The sequence below is a fragment of the Streptomyces collinus Tu 365 genome (assembly GCF_000444875.1).
GTDB lineage: Bacteria > Actinomycetota > Actinomycetes > Streptomycetales > Streptomycetaceae > Streptomyces > Streptomyces collinus_A.
Window position 1 is genome coordinate 5,695,245 of sequence record NC_021985.1, and the last position, 23,011, is coordinate 5,718,255.

The following is a 23,011-nucleotide window of genomic DNA, read 5'->3' on the forward strand; positions in this document are numbered from 1 at the left end:
GGCCGGATGCCCGGGATGCGCCTGGACGAGCTGATCGGCAAGCTGCGCCAGGGCGGGCTCGACCCCACCGCCGAGGACGTGGCGGACGCGGTCTGGCTGGCCCGGCGGCTCGGCGCGGCACCCCCGAGCGAGGCGCGCGGACAGCCCGACGGGACCCTCGACGGCGCACCGGCGGCGGACACGGAGCGCACCGGGGACGCGCCCGACGCGCCCCACACGCACGGCGGGGGCGACGCCGACTCCGCGCGGGGTGCCACGGGCCGAGGCGCCGCACGCTCCGCCGACGGCGCGTCGCCCGACTCCGGCCCGGCCGGGCCCCCGGCCGACGCCCCCGCCGCTCCGGTGCCGCTGCTCACCCCCGGCCTCGGCGCGCGCCCGCCGGCCGCCGCCCCGGCCGCCTTCCCGGTCCGCGCGCCCGCCGCCGCGGCTCTGCCCGGACTGCTCGGCCTGGAGAAGGCGCTGCGCGCCCTCGGCCGCTACCGGGTCGCCTCCGCCCGCTCCGGGGACGAGCGCATCGACGAGGAGGCCACCGCCGACCGCGCCGCCGCCAGCGGCATCCTGCTCCCGGTCACCCGTCCCGGCCGCCGCCGGCGCTGCGACGTCCAGCTCCTGATGGACACCGGGCCCGCCATGGCCGTCTGGGGGCGGCTGGTCGAGGAACTGCGCCAGGCCTGCCAGCAGTCCGGCGCGTTCGCCTCCGTCCGCGTCCACCACCTGTACGCCGACGACTCCGGCGTCCCCCTGATCGGGACGACGGCGGGCCCGGGCCGGCACACCCGGCTGCGCCCGGCCGACGAGCTGCACGATCCCACCGGGCGCCGGATCACCTTCGTCATCAGCGACTGCGTCGGCCCGCTGTGGCAGAACGGCAGCGCCCAGCGCCTGCTGCACCACTGGCCCCGCACCGCCCCGCTGGCCGTCGTCCAGCCGCTGCCGCCCCGGCTGTGGGGGCGCACCGCGCTGCCCGCCGAGCCGGGTCTGCTCGTGCGCCCCGCCGAGGTCGGCGGCCGGCTCGGCTTCCGGCCCGACGACGAGCCCTGGGAGGAACCGGCGCCCGGGGCCCGGCCCGTGCCGGTGCTCCAGCCCACCCCGGAGGCGTTCGAGGCCTTCGCCCGGCTGCTGGGCGGCGCCGGCCCCACCAGCGAGCGGGCCTGGGCGGCCCTCACCGACCCGGCCACGCCCCCGCCGGCGGCCCCGGCCCCCGCCGCACCGGCCGCGCGCAGCGACCACGACCTGCTGCGCGCCTTCCGCGCCGGAGCCTCGCCCGGCGCGCTGCGGCTGGCCGTCTACCTCGCCGCGGCCCCGCTCACGCTGCCCGTGATGCAACTGGTCCAGCGGGCCATGCTGCCCGACACGGGCCCGATGGAACTGGCGGAGGTGCTGCTCGGCGGGCTGCTCAGGCAGCTCCCCGGCACCGAGGACCACCCGTGCTTCGCCTACCCGGGCCGGGTGCAGGACCTGCTGCTGTCCTCCCTCGACCAGGACACCGCCGGACTCGTGCTCAAGCACTGCTCCGCCTACGTGGAACGGCACTTCGGCAGGGGCACCCGCAACTTCGCCGCCCTCGCCGCCGCCCGGCTCGCCGACCACGATCCGGGGGCCGGCGCCGGGCCGCTGCCCGAGGGCAGCGGATCACCGGGGGACGGCGGCAGCGTCGAGGCCGAGCTGTTCGCCAGCATCCCGGCCCGGGTGCTGCGCTTCTACCTGCCCGACCTGGTCACGCCCGACCCGCTGACCGAGGCGGAGCGGCTGCTCGGCCAGTGGCGCCGGCTGGCCGACCCGGAGGTGCTGCGCCGGGCCCGTGAGCAGGCCCTGGCGGCGGTCGCGCCGGGCACCGCGCCCGGCGGCCCCCGGCCCCACCTGGTGCTCGGCCGGATCCTGCGCGCCGAGGCGGGCACGGCCGCCGCGCGGACCACGGGCGGCCGCGCGGACCTCCTGCGCGAGGCCGCGACCGCGCTCGCCGCGGCCCACGCGGCGGCCTCCGGCGACAGCCGGGAGCGGGCGGAGGCGGCCCTGGAACTGGCCGGCTGCCGCCGCGAGCTGTGGCAGCTCACGGCGGAGAGCGACCCGCTCGCGCGGGCCCTGGACGTCCTCGACCCCGGCCTCGCACCCTGGCCCATGCTGACCGAACGGGCACGAGAGTGGTTCTCGGCCCGGCCCACCGACGACCGGGAACCCGCGGGCGACGACCAGGTGTTCCGTGGCGACACCCAGCGCGAGGACGGTGCGCTCCGCGACGGCGAGGCGCTCCGCGACGGCGAGGCGCTCCGCGACGGCGAGGCGCTTCGCGACGGTGACGCGCGCCCTGGCGATGACGCGGGCCCCGGCGACGACGCGCTTCGCGACGGCGGTGCGCGCCCCGGCGGTGAGGCGCCTCGCGACGGCGACGACGGACTCCGCGACGGTGAGGCAGTTCGCGACGGTGACGCGCGCCCCGGCGGTGAGGCGCTCCCTGGCGGTGACGCGCGCCCCGGCGACGACGCGCTTCGCGACGGCGGTGCGCTTCGCGACGGCGGTGCGCTTCGCGACGGTGACGCGCGCCCCGGCGGTGACGCGCACCCCGAGCCCGGCACCGACCCGGCCGCGCCCGACGCCCACCCGGCCGCCCCGGTCACCGGGGCGCCCGCCTCCCAGCCGCAGCTTGACGCCCTGGTCACCGGAGTGCCCGCCCCCGGGCCGCAGGATGACGCCCTGGTCACCGGAGTGCCCGCCCCCGGGCCGCAGGATGACGCTTCCGTCACCGGGGCGCCCGCCCCCGGGCCGCAGGATGACGCTTCCGTCACCGGGGCGCCCGCCCCCCGGCCCCAGGACGACGTCACCGCCACCGCCGCGCGCACACCCCGGCCCCAGGACGACGCCACCGGCACCGAGGTGCCCGTGCCCCGGGGCAGGGGCCGGGGTGGCGTCCCCTGGGCCGTCACCGCGCACCGGTCCCGGCTGCTGTTGCGCGGCAGGATCCTGCTCGATCTGCGGCATCCCGGTGCCGCCGCCGGCGAACTGCGCGAAGCCTGCGCGCTGCTGGACGCCGAGGCGGCCGGCGACGCCGTACGCGCGCCCGCGCTGCTCGAACTGGCCCGGGCGCTGCGGGAGTCCGGCGCCGAGGACGGCGAGACCCGGCGGGCCCTGCTGCGCGCCCGGCGGTCCGCCGGGGACGACCCTGGTCTGCTGCTGCCCTGCCTGGCCGCGCTGGCCGCCTTCCACGACGCGGCGGGCGAGGCCCGGGAGGCCGACGCCGCGTACGAGCGGGCCGCCCTGCTCGCCCCCGCGGAGGGCGCCCTGCGCTGCCGGCTGCTCACCTCCTGGGGCGAGTCGCTGCTGCGGCGGGCCTCCGCGCGCGACGGCGCGGGAACCGTGGACCGGGCCGAGCAGGTCCTGCGCGAGGCGCTGAAGTCGCTGCCCGCCCGGTCCACGCAGCGCGGCCGCCTGCAGGGCCTGGTCGGCAGCGCGCTGGCCCAGCGGTTCCGCCACCTGGGCTTCCTGCCCGACCTGTTCGAGAGCCGGCACCTGCTCGGCCAGGCGTTGCGCGCGGCGGCCGACGCCGCCGTACGGGCCGAGGTGTGGCTGCAGCTGGGCCGGGTGCGGCTGGAGGGCTGGTACCACGCCGGAGCGCCGGTGCTGATGGACGCGCTCCAGGCGTACGAGAACGCCGAACGGGAGGCGCAGTCGGCGTACGGGGCCGACCCCGGTTCGGTGACGGCGGCCCGGGCCAGGTACGGCAGCGGGACGGTGCTCGCGCTGATGGGCCGGCCCGGCGCGGCACGCGGCGCGTACCGGGCGGCACGCGACCAGTGGCAGCGGCTGGTGGCCGCGCTGCGGGAGGTGGACTGGGCGGACGTCGAGCTGTCCCGCGCCGCGCCCGCGGACCCGCTCGCGAGCGCGGGCCGGCTGATGCCGGAGGAACAGTGGCGCGAAGCGGCTCCGCCGTGGTGGCCTTGGACTCAGGAGTGGAACAACTCGGCCGAGCTTGACCGGAGTTGATCCCGGCCGGGTTTCTGCTTCCGGCCTGTCGGGAAGAACTGGGCAGCCGTCATGGCCGTGCGGGGCGGGCGTGGGGCAGGGAGGAGCCGAGGTGGGGGAGCCAAGGACACGGGGGGCCGGCCTCGGCCCGGGCGCCGCAGGGGGCCGCATCCCGCCCGACCTCACCGGCGTCGACCTGCGCACCTTGCGTGCCGCGGACGACCGGCAGCTCGTCGTGGCCGCGCTCCGGGTGCTGACCTCCGCCCACCGGCTGCACGAGGTCTGGTACTCCGGCAGCGATCCCGACGGCGTGGCGGGGCAGGCCGCCGGGCATCCGTTTTCGGCCGCCTGCGTCCAGCCGTACACCGGCGAGGAACCCCGCGGATGACCTCGGTGACCGTGCCCGGGCTCCTCACGGAACTCGCCGGCACCCGGCCGTCACCCGACGGCACCGCGGCACTGCGTGCCGTGCTGCACGCCCGCAGGCTCCTGACACTGAAGGCCCTCCTGCTGCGCTACGAGCGGCAGCGCGCCGAACTGCCGCCCGAGGCGTGCGCGCGCTTCGAACGGGACTGGGCCCTGCTGGAGACGGCCGAACGCACGGACGCCGACGCCGTCCGCGAGGTGGTCGACTACCCCATGACCGGAGCCTGGCTGACCGAGGCGCTCGCCGCGCCGCCCGGCCCGCCCTTCGAGCGGCACTTGGCCCACCTCGGCGGACTGGCCGCCGCCGCGGCCGTCCGGGCCGGCTGCCGCCGCGATGTGACGCGCGTCGATCCCCCTGACCCGCTGCACCTGCCCGGCCTCGGCACCCTGCGCGGGCCCGCCGCCGGGCCGCCCGGCACCACCGCTGTCGCCGGCAGCGACCCCGCCTGGACGCCGCTGGCCCCGCTGACGGCCGGCGCCGTCCTCGACGACCTCGACCCGTACCGGGTGCCGGCCGCCGGGATCGGCCCCGGCGCGCTGCGGGCGGCCGAGCGCGGCCGCGTCGACCACGAGCGCTGGAGCCGGCTCTGGCGCGCGGCGCACGCGCTGCTCGCCGCGGCCCACCCCGAGCGCGCCGCCGAGACCCGGGCGACGGTGCGCGCCCTCGTCCCGCTGGAACGCCCCGGCCCGACCGCCGGCCCCCCGATCAGCGCGACACGCCGGGCCGCCCCCGGCGCGGTCCTCGCCGAACCGCCCCGGGACGCGGGCGCCCTCGCCGACCTCCTGGTGCACGAGACGCACCACACCAAGCTGGCCGCGATCGGGGAGGCCGTGCCGCTGCTGCGGCCGGGCGCGGACACCCTGCACCGGGTCGCCTGGCGGCCGGACCCGCGGCCGGTGTCCGGCGTGCTGCAGGGCGCCTACGCGCATCTGGCGCTGCTCGACCTGTGGTGGCGGGCCCGGGCGGGACCGGCCGTGCCCCCGGGGTGGCGGCTGCACGCGCACAGCCGGTTCGAAGCCCACCGGGACGAGGTCGCCGAGGCCTTGTCGATCCTGCGCGATTCAAGTGAACTGACCTCTGCGGGAAGGGAGTTCGTTCGTGGCATGGACCGGCACCTGGCCCGGCTCGGCACACTGACCCGGCACCCGGCATGACGCGGTGTAGAGGTCCGGTTGCGTTACGTTATGCATGCGGTCGCCCAGCGTGGGACGGCGGCGGGAACAGGGAGCGGTCATGGCGGAGCAGCGGCGGTCGGGCGGAGACGGTCCTGGGGCACCGGAGCACTTTCTGGTGGTCTTCCCCGGATACCACCGCTCCTGGGCGGCATGGATCGCGTACTGCCTGGAGCGCCAGGGCCACCGCACCACCCTGCAGCGCTGGGACCCGCCGCGCGAGGCGTCCCTGGAGGACTCCCTCGGCGACCTGCTGCTGTCCAGCGGACGCATCCTGCTCGTGCTCAACGACTGGTTCTTCGAACTGGGCCCCCGCCCCGCCGGCGAGTGGAACGACGTCCTGCGCGGCTTCGTCGCCGCGCACGCCGAACGCTTCGCCGCCGTCAACCTGACCAACCGGCCGCTGCTGCCGGCCACGGCGGTGCTGGAGCCGGCCAGCCTGTGGGGGCTGAGCGAGGAGGCCGCCGAGGAGCGGCTGCTGGGCCGGCTCGCCCTGGAGCGCCGCCGGGTCCCGAAGGCGCTGCCCGGCCGGGTCCGCTACCCCGACAACCGGTGCGACATCTGGGGCGAGGTGCCGCGCCGCAACTCGCGCTTCACCGGGCGCGACGACCTGCTCAACGACATCCACCAGCGCCTCGCGGACGCCGAGCAGGGCGCCGCCGCCTGCACCCTGCTCGGCATGTCCGGCATCGGCAAGACCCAGCTGGCGGCCGAGTACGCGCACCGCTTCAGCACCGACTACGACCTGGTGTGGTGGGTCAACTCCGACGACCGCAACATCCAGCGCGACCGTCTCGGCGAACTCGCCGTGGAGCTCGGACTGCCCATCGGCGGCGAGCCCGGCGAGCGCATCCGGGCCGTGCGGGACGCCCTGCGACGCGGCGAGCCGTACAACAACTGGCTGCTGGTCTTCGACGGCTGGGACGACACCGAGGGGGTCAGCGCCCTGCTCCCGCAGGGCAGCGGCCACGTCCTCGTCACCTCCCGCAACCGCGCCTGGAGCGAACACGGCGAAGTGGTGCAGGTGCCCACCTTCCTGCGCAGCGAGTCCACCGCCTACCTGATGCGCCGCGCGCCGCACATCACCGCGACCGAGGCCAACGAGGTCGCCGAGGAGTTCGGTGACGTGCCGCTGCCGCTGGTGCAGGCCGCCTCCTGGCTCGGCGAGTCCGGCATGGACGTGCCCGAGTACCTGCGCATGGTGCGCGAGGGCAGCCTGTCCACCGTGGACGAACCGGCCTCCGGGGAGGACTTCCCGCAGTCCTCGCTGACCTCCTGGTCGATACTGCTCAACCGGTTGCGCGGCGCCCAGCCGCAGGCCATCGACGTCCTCAGCCTCTGCACCTCGTTCGCGCCCGGCCGGATCCCGCTCGGCCTGATCCGGGCCTACCCGCGCGCCGACCTCCCCGAGGAACTGCGCTGGATGGCCACCGACCTGCCGGCCTGGACCCGGGCGCTGGACACCCTGGTCAACTACTCGGTGCTGACCCGGGAGACGCGCGGGCCGGTGGGCGCCGAGATGGGCCCGCACCAGGAGTCGGTCCACATGCACCGGCTCGTCCACGACATCGTCTCCAAGCTGACCAGCGAGGACAGCCGCACCCGGCACCGCCGGGCGGTGCGCACCCTGCTCGCCGAGGCCGACCCCGGCAACCCGGCGGACAGCCGGACCTGGCCCCGCTACGCCGAACTGCTGCCGCACCTCGAACCGTCCGGCGCCCTGGCCAGCAACCAGCCCCGGGTGCAGGAGCTGCTGCTGAACTGCCTGCGCTACTGCGTGCGCAGCGGCGAGTACAACAGCGGTCTCGACCTGGTCCGCAAGATCCGCGAGGCGTGGTCGCAGTTCATGGACCCGCTGGCCCAGCCGGTGCTGGACCTCACCACCCAGCAGAGCAACATGCTGCGGGCCAGCGGCAGGTTCCGCGACGCCTACGACCTCGACCACGCCGCCCTGGACAAGCTCCGGGCGGCCCCGCAGCCCAACGTGCTCGGTGAACTCGTCACCCGCAGCGCCATGGCGGCCAGCCTGCGCCACCTGGGCCGCTACCGGGAGGCCCACGACCTCCAGCGCGAGGTCCTGGCCGGCAACGAGCGCCTCCTCGGCCAGGACGAGCCCCCCACCCTGGTGGCCCGGCACAACCTGGGCGTCGGACTGCGCCTGCTCGGCCGCTACGCGGAGGCGTACGAACTCGACCTGGAGACGCTGGCCCGCCGCGAGAGCGTACTGCGCGCCCGGCACATCACCACCCTGAACTCGGGCAACGCCGTCACCCACGGCCTGCGCCTGCTGGGCCGCTACCGCGACGCGCTGGTCCGGCAGGAGCCCGTGGTCCGGCTCCATGTGCAGGTGCTCGGCCCGCAGCACCCGCAGACCCTGGAGGCCCGCGCCCAGCTCGCCATGTGCCGCCGCCGCGAGGGCAGCCTCTCGCAGGAGGTGGGGCCGTCCATGGCGACCCTGCTGGAGCAGCTCGAGCAGCTGCACGGCCGCGAGCACTACCGCACCCTGGCGTTCCTCACCAACTACGGCAACTTCCTGCGGGAGCACGGCGACCTCAGCCAGGCCCGGGACCTCATCGACGAGGCCGAGGCCGGCTACCGCTCCCTGCTCGGGCCGGCCCACCCGGTGGCCACCGGCATGCTCTCCAACACCGGCCTGGTCATGCAGGCCGCGGGCGAACGCGCCGAGGCGATGGCCATGTTCGAGGCGGCCCTCGCCGGGCTCAGCGCCACGCTGGGCACCGAGCACCCCTGGGTCCTGGGCTGCGCGCTCAACGCGGCATCCGCCCGCAACTTCAACGGGCGGATCCCCGACGCCGTGGAGCTGAGCCGGGAGACCCTGCGCAGAGCCCAGCGGACCCTCGGCCCCCAGCACCCGCTCACGCTGTCCTGCCAGGTGGCGCTCGCCGCCGACCTGCGGGCCGCACGCGAACAGGAGGAGGCCGGGAAGCTGGAGGAGGACGGCCTCCTGGGCCTCACCCGCACCCTGGGCGCCCAGCACCCCCACACCATCTCGGCCCGCCAACGAACCCGCCCCTACTGGGACTTCGAAGCCTACCTGGGCTGAAGCGCCCCCGAAGGGGCGCGGGGAACGGCGCGAACAACCCCCACGAACCAGCACCCGCGCACGCCCCGAACACCCCCTCCGAGCAGGCGAAGGGCCCGGTACCGAGCGGAAACTCGGCACCGGGCCCCAGGAGATCAGCGGCCGAACCGCCGGAGGCCTACGCCTCGAACACCTCACGCACCAGCTGTTCCTGCTCCGCCTGGTGGCGCTTGGCGGAGCCCACCGCCGGGGACGAGCCGTGCGGGCGCGAGATACGCCGCAGCCGCTCGCCGGCCGGGATGTCGGCGCCGACCGCCAGGTCCAGGTGGTCGATCAGGTTGAGCGCGATGAACGGCCAGGCACCCTGGTTCGCCGGCTCCTCCTGCGCCCACAGGTACTTCTCGGCGTTCGGGTACTTGTTGACCTCGGCCTGGATCTCGGTACCCGGCAGCGGGTACAGGCGCTCGATGCGGATGATCGCCGTGTCCGTGACACCGCGCTTGACCCGCTCGGCCTCCAGGTCGTAGTACAGCTTGCCCGCCACGAAGACGACCTTGCGGACCGCGGCCGGGTCCACGCTGGCGTCGCCGATGACCGGGCGGAACTGACCCGAGGTGAACTCCTCCGTCTTCGACGCGGCGGCCTTCAGGCGCAGCATCGACTTCGGCGTGAAGACCACCAGCGGCTTGTGGTGCGGGTTGTGCACCTGCCACCGCAGGAGGTGGAAGTAGTTCGACGGCAGGGTCGGCATGGCGACCGTCATGTTGTTCTGGGCGCAGAGCTGCAGGAAGCGCTCGACACGGGCCGAGGAGTGGTCCGGGCCCTGGCCCTCGTAGCCGTGCGGCAGCAGGAGGGTGACGCCGGACGTCTGGCCCCACTTCTGCTCGGCCGCCGAGATGTACTCGTCGACCACGGTCTGCGCGCCGTTGACGAAGTCGCCGAACTGCGCCTCCCACATGACCAGCGCGTCCGGGCGGGCCAGCGAGTAGCCGTACTCGAAGCCCATGACGGCGTACTCGGAGAGCAGCGAGTTGTAGACGTTGTAACGCGCCTGCTCCTCGGCGAGGTACATCAGCGGCGTGAACTCCTCGCCCGACTCGCGGTCGATGAGGACCGCGTGACGCTGGCCGAAGGTGCCGCGCTGGGAGTCCTGGCCGGACAGGCGGACCGGGGTGCCCTCCAGCAGGAGGGAGCCGACCGCGAGCGTCTCGCCCATGCCCCAGTCGATCGTGCCGTCCTCGACCATCGCCGCGCGGCGCTGCAGCTGCGGCAGCAGACGCGGGTGGACGTGGAAGGAGTCCGGGATGTTGACCTGGGACTCGGCGATCCGCTTGACGACCTCGGAGGAGATCGCGGTGTTCACGGCGACCGGGAAGTCCGCCTGCGGGTCCGAGACCGGGCCGGAGGCCGGCTGGGAGGCGGCCTCGCGGACCTCCGTGAAGACCTTCTCCAGCTGGCCCTGGTAGTCCTGCAGCGCCTGCTCGGCCTCTTCCAGGGTGATGTCGCCGCGACCGATCAGGGACTCGGTGTAGAGCTTGCGCACCGAGCGCTTCTTGTCGATCAGGTCGTACATCAGCGGCTGGGTGAAGGCCGGGTTGTCCGACTCGTTGTGACCGCGGCGGCGGTAGCAGATGAGGTCGATCACCACGTCCTTGTTGAACGCCTGGCGGAACTCGAAGGCCAGACGCGCGACGCGCACCACGGCCTCCGGGTCGTCGCCGTTCACGTGGAAGATCGGGGCCTCGATCATGCGGGCCACGTCGGTGGCGTACATCGACGAGCGCGAGGACTCCGGCGCCGCGGTGAAGCCGACCTGGTTGTTGATGACGATGTGGACCGTGCCGCCGGTGCGGTAGCCGCGCAGCTGCGACATGTTCAGGGTCTCGGCCACCACGCCCTGGCCCGCGAAGGCCGCGTCGCCGTGCAGCGCGACGGGCAGGACCGTGAAGTCCGTGCCGCCCTTGTTGATGATGTCCTGCTTGGCGCGGGCGATGCCCTCGATGACCGGGTCGACCGTCTCCAGGTGGGACGGGTTGGCGGCCAGCGAGACCTTGATCTGCTCGCCGTCCAGGCCGGTGAAGGTGCCCTCGGCGCCCAGGTGGTACTTCACGTCGCCGGAGCCGTGCATCGACTTCGGGTCGAGGTTGCCCTCGAACTCGCGGAAGATCTGCGCGTAGGACTTGCCGACGATGTTGGCGAGGACGTTCAGGCGGCCGCGGTGGGCCATGCCGATGACGACCTCGTCCAGGCGGGACTCCGCGGCGGAGTCGATCACCGCGTCGAGCAGCGGGATGACGGACTCGCCGCCCTCCAGCGAGAAGCGCTTCTGGCCGACGTACTTCGTCTGCAGGAAGGTCTCGAAGGCCTCGGCGGCGTTCAGGCGGCGCAGGATGCGCAGCTGCTCCTCGCGCTCCACCTTCGAGTGCGGGCGCTCCACGCGGTCCTGGATCCACTTGCGCTGCTTGGGGTCCTGGATGTGCATGAACTCGATGCCGGTGGTGCGGCAGTACGAGTCGCGCAGCACGCCGAGGATGTCGCGCAGCTTCATCAGCGACTTGCCGGCGAAGCCGCCGACCGCGAAGTCGCGCTCCAGGTCCCACAGGGTGAGGCCGTGCTCGGTGATGTCCAGGTCGGGGTGCTTGCGCTGCTTGTACTCCAGCGGGTCGGTGTCGGCCATCACGTGGCCGCGGACCCGGTAGGAGTGGATCAGCTCGAAGACGCGGGCGGCCTTGGTGACGTCGTCGTCGTGGGAGGCGTCGATGTCCTTGAGCCAGCGGACCGGCTCGTAGGGGATGCGCAGCGCCTCGAAGATCGCGTCGTAGAAGCCGTTCTCGCCGAGCAGCAGGTTCGCGACCTGGCGCAGGAACTCGCCGGAGGCGGCACCCTGGATCACCCGGTGGTCGTAGGTCGACGTGAGCGTCATGACCTTCGAGATGCCGAGCTTGTTCAGGGTGTCCTGGGAGGTGCCCTGGAACTCCGCCGGGTAGTCCATGGAGCCGACGCCCATGATCACGGACTGGCCGGGCATCAGACGCGGCACGGAGTGCACGGTGCCGAGGCCGCCGGGGTTGGTCAGGGAGACCGTGACACCGGTGAAGTCGTCCATCGTCAGCTTGCCGTCGCGGGCGCGGCGGACGATGTCCTCGTAGGCCTGCCAGAACTCGAAGAAGTTCAGCGTCTCGGCCTTCTTGATGGCGGCCACGACGAGCTGGCGGTCACCGTTCGGCTTGACCAGGTCGATGGCCAGGCCGAGGTTGACGTGCGGCGGCTTGACCAGGGTCGGCTTGCCGTCCTTCTCGCCGAACGACCAGTTCATCGCCGGCATGGCCTTGATGGCCTGCACCATCGCGAAGCCGATCAGGTGCGTGAAGGAGATCTTCCCGCCCCGGGCGCGCTTCAGGTGGTTGTTGATGACGATCCGGTTGTCGAACAGCAGCTTCACCGGGACCGCGCGGACCGAGGTGGCGGTCGGCAGTTCCAGCGAGGCGTTCATGTTCTTCGCGACCGCGGCGGCGGGGCCGCGCAGCGTGATCAGCTCCGGGCCCTCGGGCGCGGCGGCGGGGGCGGCCTTGGCCTTCGGCTGAGCGGGCGCCTGTGCGGGCGTCGCCGGCTTGGCCGGGGCGGGGGCCGCGGCATGCGCCGCGGGAGCAGGGGCCGGGGCGGCCGCGGGCTTCGGAGCGGCCGCAGGGGCCGGCGCGGGCGCGGCCGCCGGGGCCGGAGCCGCGGGCTGGGCCGGGGGAGCCGAGGAGGTGGTCTCTGCGGCCCCCGCGGCCGCAGTACCCGCCGGGGCCGGGGCGGCAGGCGCGCCCGGCTTGTAGTCGGCGAAGAAGTCCCACCAGGCACGGTCTACCGAGTTCGGGTCCTGGAGGTACTGCTGATAGATCTCGTCGACGAGCCACTCATTGGGACCGAACGCAGCAGCGGGGTTCTTCCCGGCTTGGTCGTCGGTCGAGATGCTCGAGTTACTGGGGGACTGTGGCGACACGGCGGCAACCGCCCTCTTCCGCTTCACAAGGTGATGGACAGCGGGAATAAAGGCTACGCCCCCAAGACGGTGAAGGTCAGGTCGGGCCCGTTCATCGTCGCGTAAGTCACATCGAAAATCTTGTTTCAGGGCTTGAAATGGCGGGAAACAAGCGTGGTTCCGGATGTGCCGGGGTGCGCGTGGGACAGCCGGGGGCGGCCCTGCGTCGGCGCGTCCGGGGCCCGGCCCTGATCACACGTGTCCGGCTGTGCGGACACCCGTGGATCTTGTGGCTCCGGTTCGGACTTTACGTCAACTTGGGACGGAAGTCAGTCCCGGAAGAGTGACGATGATCCGGCACCCCCGCTCGGATTCGGCCACACCGATCCGGCCGCCGTGCAGATCCACCGCCCACCGGGCGATCGCCAGGCCGAGGCCCGTACCGCCGTCGCTGCCCGGCCCGTGCGGCCGGTTCACGGCGCCCCGGTTGAAGCGCTCGAACACGCGGTGCCACTCCGAGCGGGGGATGCCGGGACCCTCGTCCAGCACCTCCAGCTCCAGCGAGTCCGGCTGCGCGCCGCGCCGGGCCCGCACGGTCACCCGGCCGTGCGGCGGGCTGTGCTTGACCGCGTTGTCGATGAGGTTCGCGACGACCTGGTGGATGCGCTCGGGGTCGGCGTGCGCGGTCAGCTCCGGCGGGGACACGTCCAGGTGCAGATGCACGTCTGTGCGGGTGTGGCTGCCGGATCCCGACGCCATGCCCGCGCGCGCCGAGGCCACCATGTTGGCCTCCTTGAGCACGCCCGAGAGGTACGGCCACACCTCGAAGCGGCGCGTCTTCAGCGGCACCACGCCGTTGTCCAGCCGGGAGAGGTCCAGCAGGGTCTCCACCAGCCGGCCGAGGCGCTCCGTCTGCTTCAGGGCCGTCCGCATGGTCTCCGGGTCGGCCTCGGTGACGCCGTCGACGATGTTCTCCAGCACCGCGCGCAGGCCCGCGATGGGCGTGCGCAGCTCGTGCGAGACGTTCGCGACCAGCTCCTTGCGCTGCTGGTCCTGTGCCTCCAGCTCGTCGGCCATGACGTTGATCGTCTCGGCCAGGTCGCCCAGCTCGTCGCGGCGGTTCTCGCGCACCCGGCGGGTGTAGTCGCCGCGCGAGATGGACCGGGCCACCGCGTTCATCTCGTCCAGCGGCGCGGTGAGCGAATGCGCCACGAACTGCGTGATCAGCAGTGTGGCGATCATCGAGAAGACCGTGATGAAGCGGAGCTCCGTCTTGGTGTGCACGGCGATCATCGACAGACCGGTGGTGATCAGCACCGAGATGACGACCAGAGCGCCCAGCTTGGTCTTGATCGAGAACGGGCGTACGCCGCCCCAGGGCTCCTCTCCCAGGGGCCCGGGGCTCCTCCGTGCGGCCTCCCGCCCGCCGCTCATGGCGTCGGTGTCTCCAGGGCGTAGCCGACACCGTGCACGGTGCGGATCCGCTCGGCGCCGATCTTCCGGCGCAGCGCCTTGATGTGGCTGTCGACGGTCCGGGTGCCGGAGGCGTCGGCCCAGTCCCACACCTCGGCCAGCAGCTGCTCCCGGGAGAGCACCGCGCGCGGGGTGTTCGCCAGGCACACCAGCAGGTCGAACTCGGTGGGCGTGAGGTGGACGTCCTCGGAGCGCACCCGCACCCGGCGCTGCGCGTGGTCGATCTCCAGCTCGCCGAGCCGCAGGATGCCCGAGCGGGGCGTGGAGGCGGCGACGGCCGCCCGCTCCACCCGGCGCAGCAGGACGTGCACCCGCGCGGCCAGCTCCCGCATCGAGAACGGCTTGGTCATGTAGTCGTCGGCGCCGACGCCGAGGCCGACCAGCATGTCGGTCTCGTCGTCCCGCGCGGTGAGCATCAGCACCGGCACCGGGCGCTGGGCCTGCACACGGCGGCAGACCTCCAGGCCGTCGAAGCCGGGCAGCATGATGTCGAGGATCAGCAGGTCGGGCTGCCAGGCCTCGGCCGTGTCGACCGCGGCCGGACCGTCACCCGCGGTCTGCACGAGAAATCCCTCGGCACGGAGCCGGGCCGCGATGGCGTCGACGATCGTGGGGTCGTCCTCGACGACCAGCACCCGGCGCTGTGCGCCCGGAGTGGTCGTCGCCGCGCCGGTCTGGGAGGTGTGTGTCTGCTCCATCGCCCGCCCCTGTTGCTTTCCGGAATCCGTGGGGTGATCCCATGACTGCGTTTGACGCTTGAATGATCGGCGTCAGGGCAGCACATTACGGGGACACCCCGTACCGTCGCTATCCAGGGCGGACAGCGAGGTGGACAGCGTCCGGAACGCCCCGGGCAACGGGCACCTCTTCGGTACGCACGTGGCGGAACCCGGCATTCCGCAAGGTTCCTTCAAATTCCGCAGAGGGCTCGGCCGACCATACCGCCAGCACGCCTCCGGGCCTCAACACCCTTGCGCAGGCGGCGAGTCCAGCGGGTGTGTAGAGACCGCCGTTGTCCTCGGTCACCGTCCACCCGGGGCCGTTGTCGATGTCGAGGCAGAGCGCGTCGAACGTGTCGAACGTCTCATTGACGTAGGTCACGAGGTCGGCTTCGACGATCTCGGCACGCGGATCGGCCAGCGCGGCCCGCGAGAGCGCGGACAGCGGGCCCCCGTCGCGGTGCCAGGCGACGACGGCGGGTTCGCGCTCGACCACGCTGATCCGGCCCCAGGCCGGGTTCGCCGCCGCGTGTGCGAGCGAGAAGCCCACGCCCAGGCCGCCGATCAGCACGGCGGGCTCGGGACGGCCGTCCAGGGCGCCGTACGCGGCGTCGACCAGCAGGCGCTCCGAGCGCCCGTCGGAGGTGTCCATCAGGAAGCAGCCGTTGGCGATGATCTGCAGCAGGTCACCCTGTCTGCGCAGGACCACTTCGCCGTACGGGCCTTCGCGGCGGTCCAGGACCACGGGAGCGTCGTACATGGCAGTCATGCGTCCATCCTGCTCGAACGGGACGCGCGGTTCACGGGAATTGAACGGGAGGCCGCCTGTGGGTGACGTCCGGAGCCGTCCGGGGACGGACGCCCCCTTGCGGTAGGACGCGGCTGTGAATCGGCTCCCGTGTGGCGCGGGTCATGGACAGCCGCCCCCGGAACGCCAAGGGTGGGGCGCGTCGGAAGGAGCGCCTCACCGTGGAACGGACCGTGCCGGGACCCGCGACGGCCCCGTCCCCGCCCCCGGGCGCGCCGCATCCCGCCGGCCGTGCCCGCCCGCGGCCCGCCCCGGACGGCACCGGCCTCCTCGGCGGCCTCCTCGGCGACGACCTCCTCGACGGCGTCCCGCGGCCGCGCGAGACGCGGGCCACGGCCCCCACCGCGATCGCCGCCCCCGTCCCGGCCGCGCTCTCCCGGCTGCGCCGCGTCCGGCCCCGGCACTTCCTGCCCACGCCCACCGGCACTCCGTTCACCTTCGCCTACGCGGCCGTCCTCGCCGTCACCTCGCTGGTGGCGGCGTTCGCCGACCCCGCGCTCGTGCACACGCTCCAGCAGGGCTCCAGCACCGACGTCGCCCACCTGGCGCGCACACCGGTCCTGGTGCTCCTGGCCAGCGCGCTGTGGATCGCGGGCGGGGTCGTCTCGCCGTACGCGGCCGCCTTCGTGCTCGTGCTCAGCGCCCTGGAGCGGCGGATCGGGGCCGCCCGGGCCGCCGGGGTGTTCCTGGCCGGACACGTCCTGGCGACCCTCGCCACGGAGGTCCCGGTGGGCCTCGCGGTGCTGGCAGGCCACCTGCCGGACAGCTCCCTGCACCGCCTCGACTACGGCATCAGCTTCGGCGTCGCCGCAGCCGTCGGCGCGCTGGCCGGGCTGCTCGCCCCCTGGCCGCGCCGGCTCCTGCTCGTCCCGGTCGCGGGTGCGCTCCTCGTCGACCTGGCCGCCTTCCGGGACCCGATGACCGACTGGGGCCACCTGATCGCCCTCGCGATCGGCGTCGCGACCTGGCCGTGGGTACGGCGGGCCCGGACCCGCGCCTGACCTCCCCTTCCGGACGCGCACTCCCCTCCCCGGGCGCGGGGCTGTGCCGCCGACGATCCGTCACCCGGCCTCCGGCCTGCCGGAACACCACCCTCGACCGGTGATCGCTCACGGCGAACAGCCCCGGGGGAACATTCGGGCCGCGTCGTGCATTGAGTCGGCATAGCTCAAGTTGACTGCCTAAGGGGAGATCATGGCTGCTGAGTCCACGGCGTTCACGCTCGTGTTGCCCGTGCTGCCGCTCGACGACGAGGTCGTGCTGCCCGGGATGGTGGTTCCGCTGGACCTGAGCGACGCCGAGGTGCGCGCCGCGGTGGAGGCCGCCCAGGCCGCCGCCCGGTCCGGATCCGGCAAGCCCCGGGTGCTGCTGGTACCGCGCGTCGACGGCACGTACGCCGCCACGGGTGTGCTGGGCACGGTCGAACAGGTCGGCCGGCTGGCCGACGGCGACCCGGGTGCCCTGATCCGCGGCCGCGCCCGGGTGCGGATCGGCGCCGGTACGACCGGTCCGGGCGCCGCGCTGTGGGTCGAGGGCACACGCCTCGACGACAGCGTGCCCGACCCGCTGCCCGGCCAGGTCGCGGACCTCGTCAAGGAGTACAAGGCCCTCGCCGCGAGCTGGCTGAAGAAGCGCGGCGCCTGGCAGGTCGTGGACCGCGTCCAGGCCATCGACGACGTCTCCGCGCTCGCCGACAACGCCGGGTACTCGCCCTTCCTGACCACCGAACAGAAGGTGGAGCTGCTGGAGACCGCCGACCCGGTGGACCGGCTCAAGCTCGCCACCCGGCAACTGCGCGACCACCTCGCCGAGCAGGACGTCGCCGAGACCATCGCCAAGGACGTCCAGGAGGGCGTCGACAAGCAGCAGCGCGAGTTCCTGCTGCGGCGTCAGCTGGAGGCCGTGCGCAAGGAACTGCGCGAGCTGAACGGCGAGCAGGACGGCGAGGAGTCCGACGACTACCGCGCCCGCGTCGAGGCCGCCGACCTGCCGGAGAAGGTCCGTGAGGCCGCCCTCAAGGAGGTCGACAAGCTGGAGCGCGCCTCCGACCAGTCGCCCGAGGGCTCCTGGATCCGCACCTGGCTCGACACCGTCCTGGAGATGCCGTGGAACACACGGACCGAGGACGCCTACGACATCCAGGGCGCCAAGGCGGTCCTGGACGCCGAGCACGCGGGCCTGGAGGACGTCAAGGAGCGCATCACCGAGTACCTGGCCGTGCGCAAGCGGCGCGGTGAGCGCGGCCTGGGCGTCATCGGCGGACGGCGCGGCGGCGCGGTGCTCGCGCTCGTCGGCCCGCCCGGCGTCGGCAAGACCAGCCTCGGCGAGTCCGTCGCGCACGCCATGGGACGCAAGTTCGTCCGGGTCGCCCTCGGCGGCGTCCGCGACGAGGCCGAGGTGCGCGGTCACCGCCGTACCTACGTCGGCGCGCTGCCCGGCCGGATCGTCCGCGCCGTCAAGGAGGCCGGGTCGATGAACCCGGTGGTCCTGCTCGACGAGATCGACAAGGTGGGCTCCGACTTCCGCGGCGACCCGGCGGCGGCGCTCCTCGAGGTGCTGGACCCGGCGCAGAACCACACCTTCCGGGACCACTACCTGGAGGTGGAGCTGGACCTGTCCGACGTCGTCTTCCTCGCCACCGCCAACGTCCTGGAAGCGATCCCGGAGGCCCTCGCCGACCGTATGGAGATCGTGCGACTGGACGGATACACCGAGGACGAGAAGGTCGTCATCGCCCGCGACCACCTGCTCCCGCGCCAGCTGGAGCGGGCGGGCCTCGCCGTGGACGAGGTCTCCCTCGACGAGGGCGCCCTGCGCAAGCTGGCCGGGGAGTACACCCGCGAGGCGGGCGTGCGCACCCTGGAGCGGTCCATCGCGCGGCTGCTGCGCAAGGTCGCGGCCCAGCACGAACTCGGCGCGCGCGAGCTGCCGTTCACCGTGCGGGACGAGGACCTGCGCGCGCTGATCGGCCGTCCGCACCACGTGCCCGAGTCCGCGCAGGACCCGGCCGAGCGCCGGACGGCCGTGCCGGGCGTGGCGACCGGCCTCGCGGTCACCGGGGCCGGCGGTGACGTCCTCTTCGTCGAGGCGTCCCTGGCCGACCCGGAGACGGGCGCGGCCGGACTGACCCTGACCGGCCAGCTCGGCGACGTGATGAAGGAGTCGGCGCAGATCGCGCTGAGCTTCCTGCGCAGCCACGGCGCCGAACTGGAGCTGCCGGTGGCCGACCTGAAGGACCGGGGCGTGCACATCCACTTCCCGGCGGGCGCGGTCCCCAAGGACGGGCCAAGCGCGGGCATCACCATGACCACCGCCCTCGCGTCCCTGCTCTCCGGCCGGCTGGTGCGCACGGACGTGGCGATGACCGGCGAGGTCTCGCTGACCGGCCGGGTGCTGCCCATCGGCGGGGTGAAGCAGAAGCTGCTCGCCGCCCACCGCGCCGGGGTAACCACCGTGATCATCCCCAAGCGCAACGAACCCGACCTGGACGACGTCCCGGCCGAGGTGCTGGACAGGCTCGACGTCCACGCCGTGACCGACGTCCGCCAGGTCCTGGAACTGGCGCTCGCGCCCGCGACGAACGACGCGGCGCCGGAGGTTCCGGTGGCGGCGTGACGGACGCCGCCGGACGAGCGAGGCCCGGGTCCCGTGAGGGAGGCCCGGGCCTTCGCCCTGTCCTGCCCCGACCCGTCCGACCCGATACGACCCGTGCGGTGGCGGTCCCAGCACGCGTCAACGCGCGCTCGTCCGGCCCCGATCGATAGAATTCGGGCGTGAGTGGGCAGGCGGTCCAACCCTCCGGCCCGATCGGGACGGAGATCGCCGGCTACCGCGTGGTGCGCGAGCTGGGCCGCGGCGGCATGGCCGTCGTCTACTGCGCCGAGGACCTGCGCCTCGGCCGTACGGTCGCCCTCAAGCTGCTCGCCCCCGAGTACACCCGCAACGAGGCCTTCCGCCGCCGCTTCACCCAGGAGTCCCGGGCCGCGGCCGCCATCGAGCACCCCCACATCGTCCCCGTCTTCGAGGCCGGCGAGACGGACGGGGTCCTGTACATCGCGATGTGCTACGTCCACGGGCTCGACCTGCGGGCCGTGCTCGACCGCGACGGCCCGCTCCCCGTGCCCGCCGCGCTGCGCATCGCCGCCCAGCTCGCGTCCGCGCTCGACGCGGCCCACGAACGGGACCTGGTGCACCGGGACGTCAAACCCGGCAACGTGCTGGTCGCCAAGGGCGTCGACAGCGACCACCCCGAGCACGTCTACCTGACCGACTTCGGGCTGGCGAAGAAGTCGCTGTCGCTCACCGGGTTCACCACGGCCGGCGAGTTCGTCGGCACCCTCGACTACGTGGCGCCCGAACGGGTCGCAGGCCGCCCCGTGGACGGCCAGTCGGATCTGTACAGCCTGGCCTGCGTCGTCCACGAGATGCTCGCGGGCGCCCCGCCCTTCCGGCGCGAGGCCGACCTCGAACTGCTGTGGGCGCACCAGTACGACCCGCCGCCCAAGCTCAGCGAGGACCGGCCCGGGCTCCCGCCGGCCGTCGACGACGTCCTCGGCCGGGCGCTGGCCAAGGCCCCGGACGACCGGTACGGCTCCTGTCTGGAGTTCGTCGCCGCCCTGCGCGCCGCCGTGGCCGGCCCCGACCACCGGGAACGCACGCCGACGCTGGTGGACGTACGCGTGAAGCAGGCCGGGCAAGCCGGGCAGGCGGGGCCGGTGCGCCCCGCCGCCCCCGCGGTGCCCGAGCCGCCCGCCTGGGCCGCCCCGGTCCTCGGAGGACCGGCGTAGTTCCGGCCTACTCGAAGCACGGGCCGCACCGGAGACACCGGAAAACGAAAAGGCCCCCGGCACAAGTAGGAGAAGGACCACGAAGCGCAACAACGAGAACCGCCAGGACCTCCGCACCCCCACCACGACCGACCGCCCGGAAGACCGACCGGCAGCCCGCCCTCGCCGCTCGGGGCGGGGGCCGCCGTCGTGACGGGCGTCGTGTCGTGCCGCCGCCTCAGCGCCCGGGCAGCGACTGCTCCGCCCACACGGTCTTGCCGACCCGGTCGTGCCGGGTGCCCCAGCGCTCGGCGAGCTGCGCGACCAGCAGCAGGCCGCGGCCGCCCTCGTCGAAGATCCGGGCGCGCCGCATGTGCGGGGTGGTGCCGCTGGAGTCGTAGACCTCGCAGATCAGCTTGGAGTCCTGGTGGATGAGGCGGAGCTGGATGGGCGGGCGGCCGTAGCGGATGGCGTTGGTGACCAGTTCGCTGACCATCAGCTCGGTGGTGAAGGCGGCCTCCTCCAGTCCCCAGGCGCCGAGCTGGTCGCTCGTGTACTTGCGGGCCCGGGCCACCACGGTGAACTCGCTCTCCAGCTCCCAGGCGGCGACCCGGTCGGCGTGCAGCGCCCGGGTGCGGGCGACGAGCAGGGCGATGTCGTCCTCGGGTCGGTGGCTCAGCAGCTCGGTGAGCACCCGGTCGCAGACCGAGTCCAGGTTCGGGGCCGGGCGCACGAGCGCGGCGAACATCTTGTCCAGCGCCTCGTCGATGTCGTGGTCGCGCGCTTCGAGCAGCCCGTCGGTGTACAGCGCGAGCAGACTGCCCTCGGGCAGCTCGGTCTCGAACGCCTCGAACGGCAGTCCGCCCAGCCCGAGCGGCGGCCCGGCGGGCACGTCCAGGAAGCGGACGGTGCCGTCCGGGGTGACCACGGCCGGTGGCGGGTGCCCGGCCCGGGCGAGCGTGCAGTGCCGCGAGACCGGGTCGTAGACCGCGTACAGACAGGTGGTGCCGATGCCCCCGGCGGTCTCCGCGGCCGGGTCGGCGCTGCCCTCGTCGGCCGCCAGCCGCAGCACGAGGTCGTCGAGGTGGGTGAGCAGCTCGTCGGCGGGCAGGTCGACGTCGGCCAGGGTGCGTACGGCGGTGCGCAGCCGGCCCATGGTGGCCGAGGCCCGGATGCCGTGGCCGACGACGTCGCCGACGACCAGCGCGACCCGCGCCCCGGACAGCGGGATCACGTCGAACCAGTCGCCGCCCACCCCGGCCCGGGTGGCCGCGGGCAGGTAGCGGGTGGCGATCTCCAGGGCCGCCTGGTCGGGCAGGGTGTGCGGGAGCAGGCTGCGCTGCAGGGACATGGTGGTGGTGCGGGCCCGGGCGGCGCCGCGGCCGGTGCGCATCCCGGTGGCCGCTTTCGCGGTGAGTTCCTCGGCCAGCCGCAGGTCCTCCGGGCCGAACGGCTCGCGCCGCCGGTGGCGGCCGAACAGCGCCACCCCGAGCGTGCTGCCCTCGGCCCGCACCGGCACCACCATCAGCGAGTGGGCGTCGTAGGCGTGCAGCCAGGCGGCGGCCGGGTCCACCGCCGCCCATCCCGACACCACCGGGTCCGAGGTGGCGTACAGGACGGACTGGCCGGAGATCAGGCAGTCCGCGGGAGGCGAGCCCGGTTCGTAGGCGGTGGCCTCGCCCACCCGGGCCCCCGGGGCGGGCCCGTCGCCGTCCGGGACGGCCCGTACCGCGGCGCGGCGCAGGACGAGCGGGCTGGCCGTGGAGTCGCCGGGTTCGGCCCGGCCGCGCGGGGCGTCGAGCAGGTCCACGGCCATGAAGTCCGCGAGCCGGGGGACCGTGGCGTCGGCCAGCTCCTGCGCGGTGTGCCGCAGGTCGGGGGAGGTGCCGGCCCGGGTGCCTGCGGTGCCGGCGTCCCCGTCGTCCGGCCCGGCGGCGGGGTCCGCCGCCCGCCGCTGCGCCGCGAGGCAGACGGCGCGCACCCGGCCGGTGCCGTCCTTGAGCGGGGTGAGGACGGTGGGCGGGCCGAGTCCCGCGCCGACGCCGGTCCGCAGCTCCCGCGGCTCTCCGCTCTCCACCACCTCGCGCATCGTGCGGTCGGCGTCGTCGCTGGCCCGGCCGGGCGCGATGTGCGACAGGTGCAGTCCGCGCATCGCGGCCTCGGGCAGCGACAGCGCGCGTTCGAGGCGGCGGTTGGCGCGCATGAGGCGCAGCTCGGTGTCGAAGATGGCCAGCGGGAACGGCGACTGGATGAAGGTCCACTCCTCCAGGGGCTCACCTCGGGGCGGCTGCGGGCGGTCGCCCACGGCGGACACCAGGAGCCAGTCGGTGGTGCCCGTGTCGGAGGAGGTGCGGCGGTGGGCGAGCAGGCCCTGTTCCAGGCGGTGGCCGTCCCGGTGCCGCAGCGGCACGGTGCCGTTCCACCGGTCGCGCCCGGCCAGGGCCCGCCGGGCGGCCGCGCCCTCGGCGGCGAGCAGGGCGGCGGCGGGCCGTCCGACCACGGCCGAGGACTCGTAGCCGAGCAGTCGCCGGGCACCCTCGCTCCAGCTGGTCAGGATGCCCTGTTCATCGATGGTGGCCGTGGCCGTGTACGTCGACTGTCGCTCCATCGCCGCTCATCTCGCCCTTGCTCGGCAGGCTCTCCTGACCAGCATGATCCCGGCCGGCGCGGAGCACCAACGCA

12 protein-coding genes are annotated in these 23,011 nt (G+C 74.2%); 7 read left to right on the forward strand and 5 right to left on the reverse strand.

Translation table 11 applies throughout. The annotated features are described in order from the left end of the window. Window positions 1–6 precede the first annotated feature (6 nt). The 4 genes from B446_RS24925 to fxsT all read left to right on the forward strand — a co-directional run bounded on the left by B446_RS24925 (window position 7) and on the right by fxsT (window position 8,620). Window positions 7–3,978 (forward strand): SAV_2336 N-terminal domain-related protein, encoded by a 3,972-nt coding sequence (locus tag B446_RS24925; RefSeq protein ID WP_020942202.1) that lies wholly within the window; start codon window positions 7–9, stop codon window positions 3,976–3,978. A 91-nt stretch (window positions 3,979–4,069) separates the two neighbouring features. Continuing rightward, on the forward strand, window positions 4,070–4,345 hold the full coding sequence (locus B446_RS24930) for a hypothetical protein (protein WP_020942203.1): 276 nt from the start codon (window positions 4,070–4,072) through the stop codon (window positions 4,343–4,345). Further along, entirely contained in the window at window positions 4,342–5,538 is a 1,197-nt protein-coding gene (locus tag B446_RS24935; RefSeq protein ID WP_020942204.1) for an aKG-HExxH-type peptide beta-hydroxylase, read from the forward strand. Before B446_RS24930 ends, B446_RS24935 begins: the two co-directional genes overlap by 4 nt. 79 nt (window positions 5,539–5,617) lie before the next feature. Continuing rightward, window positions 5,618–8,620, forward strand: a complete 3,003-nt coding sequence (gene fxsT / locus B446_RS24940) for an FxSxx-COOH system tetratricopeptide repeat protein (protein ID WP_043476413.1) — start codon at window positions 5,618–5,620, stop codon at window positions 8,618–8,620. A 157-nt stretch (window positions 8,621–8,777) separates the two neighbouring features. On the opposite strand, the gene B446_RS24945 is transcribed toward fxsT, so the two are convergent. The 4 genes from B446_RS24945 to B446_RS24960 all read right to left on the reverse strand — a co-directional run bounded on the left by B446_RS24945 (window position 8,778) and on the right by B446_RS24960 (window position 15,524). Beyond that, window positions 8,778–12,584, reverse strand: a complete 3,807-nt coding sequence (locus B446_RS24945) for a multifunctional oxoglutarate decarboxylase/oxoglutarate dehydrogenase thiamine pyrophosphate-binding subunit/dihydrolipoyllysine-residue succinyltransferase subunit (RefSeq protein WP_020942206.1) — start codon at window positions 12,582–12,584, stop codon at window positions 8,778–8,780. A 291-nt stretch (window positions 12,585–12,875) separates the two neighbouring features. After that, entirely contained in the window at window positions 12,876–13,997 is a 1,122-nt protein-coding gene (locus tag B446_RS24950; RefSeq protein ID WP_020942207.1) for a sensor histidine kinase, read from the reverse strand. Next, window positions 13,994–14,734: a response regulator transcription factor gene (locus tag B446_RS24955; protein ID WP_020942208.1), complete on the reverse strand. Its 741-nt coding sequence runs from the start codon at window positions 14,732–14,734 to the stop codon at window positions 13,994–13,996. The genes B446_RS24950 and B446_RS24955 overlap by 4 nt, the downstream gene beginning before the upstream one ends. 109 nt (window positions 14,735–14,843) lie before the next feature. Further along, the gene (locus B446_RS24960; RefSeq protein ID WP_043476415.1) at window positions 14,844–15,524 is read right to left on the reverse strand and encodes a hypothetical protein; all 681 of its coding nucleotides are present in this window, start codon (window positions 15,522–15,524) and stop codon (window positions 14,844–14,846) included. 200 nt (window positions 15,525–15,724) lie between these two features. Between B446_RS24960 and B446_RS24965 the strand changes: the two genes are divergently transcribed. The 3 genes from B446_RS24965 to B446_RS24975 all read left to right on the forward strand — a co-directional run bounded on the left by B446_RS24965 (window position 15,725) and on the right by B446_RS24975 (window position 20,350). Beyond that, a complete protein-coding gene (locus B446_RS24965; protein WP_020942210.1) occupies window positions 15,725–16,564 on the forward strand; it encodes a rhomboid-like protein in 840 nt (279 codons plus the stop codon). 193 nt (window positions 16,565–16,757) lie between these two features. Then, on the forward strand, window positions 16,758–19,178 hold the full coding sequence (gene lon, locus B446_RS24970) for an endopeptidase La (protein WP_020942211.1): 2,421 nt from the start codon (window positions 16,758–16,760) through the stop codon (window positions 19,176–19,178). 158 nt (window positions 19,179–19,336) lie between these two features. Beyond that, a complete protein-coding gene (locus B446_RS24975; RefSeq protein ID WP_020942212.1) occupies window positions 19,337–20,350 on the forward strand; it encodes a serine/threonine-protein kinase in 1,014 nt (337 codons plus the stop codon). A gap of 217 nt (window positions 20,351–20,567) precedes the next feature. Here the strand turns inward: B446_RS24975 and B446_RS24980 are convergent, their stop codons facing one another. Then, window positions 20,568–22,937, reverse strand: a complete 2,370-nt coding sequence (locus B446_RS24980) for a SpoIIE family protein phosphatase (RefSeq protein ID WP_020942213.1) — start codon at window positions 22,935–22,937, stop codon at window positions 20,568–20,570. Window positions 22,938–23,011: the final 74 nt, after the last annotated feature.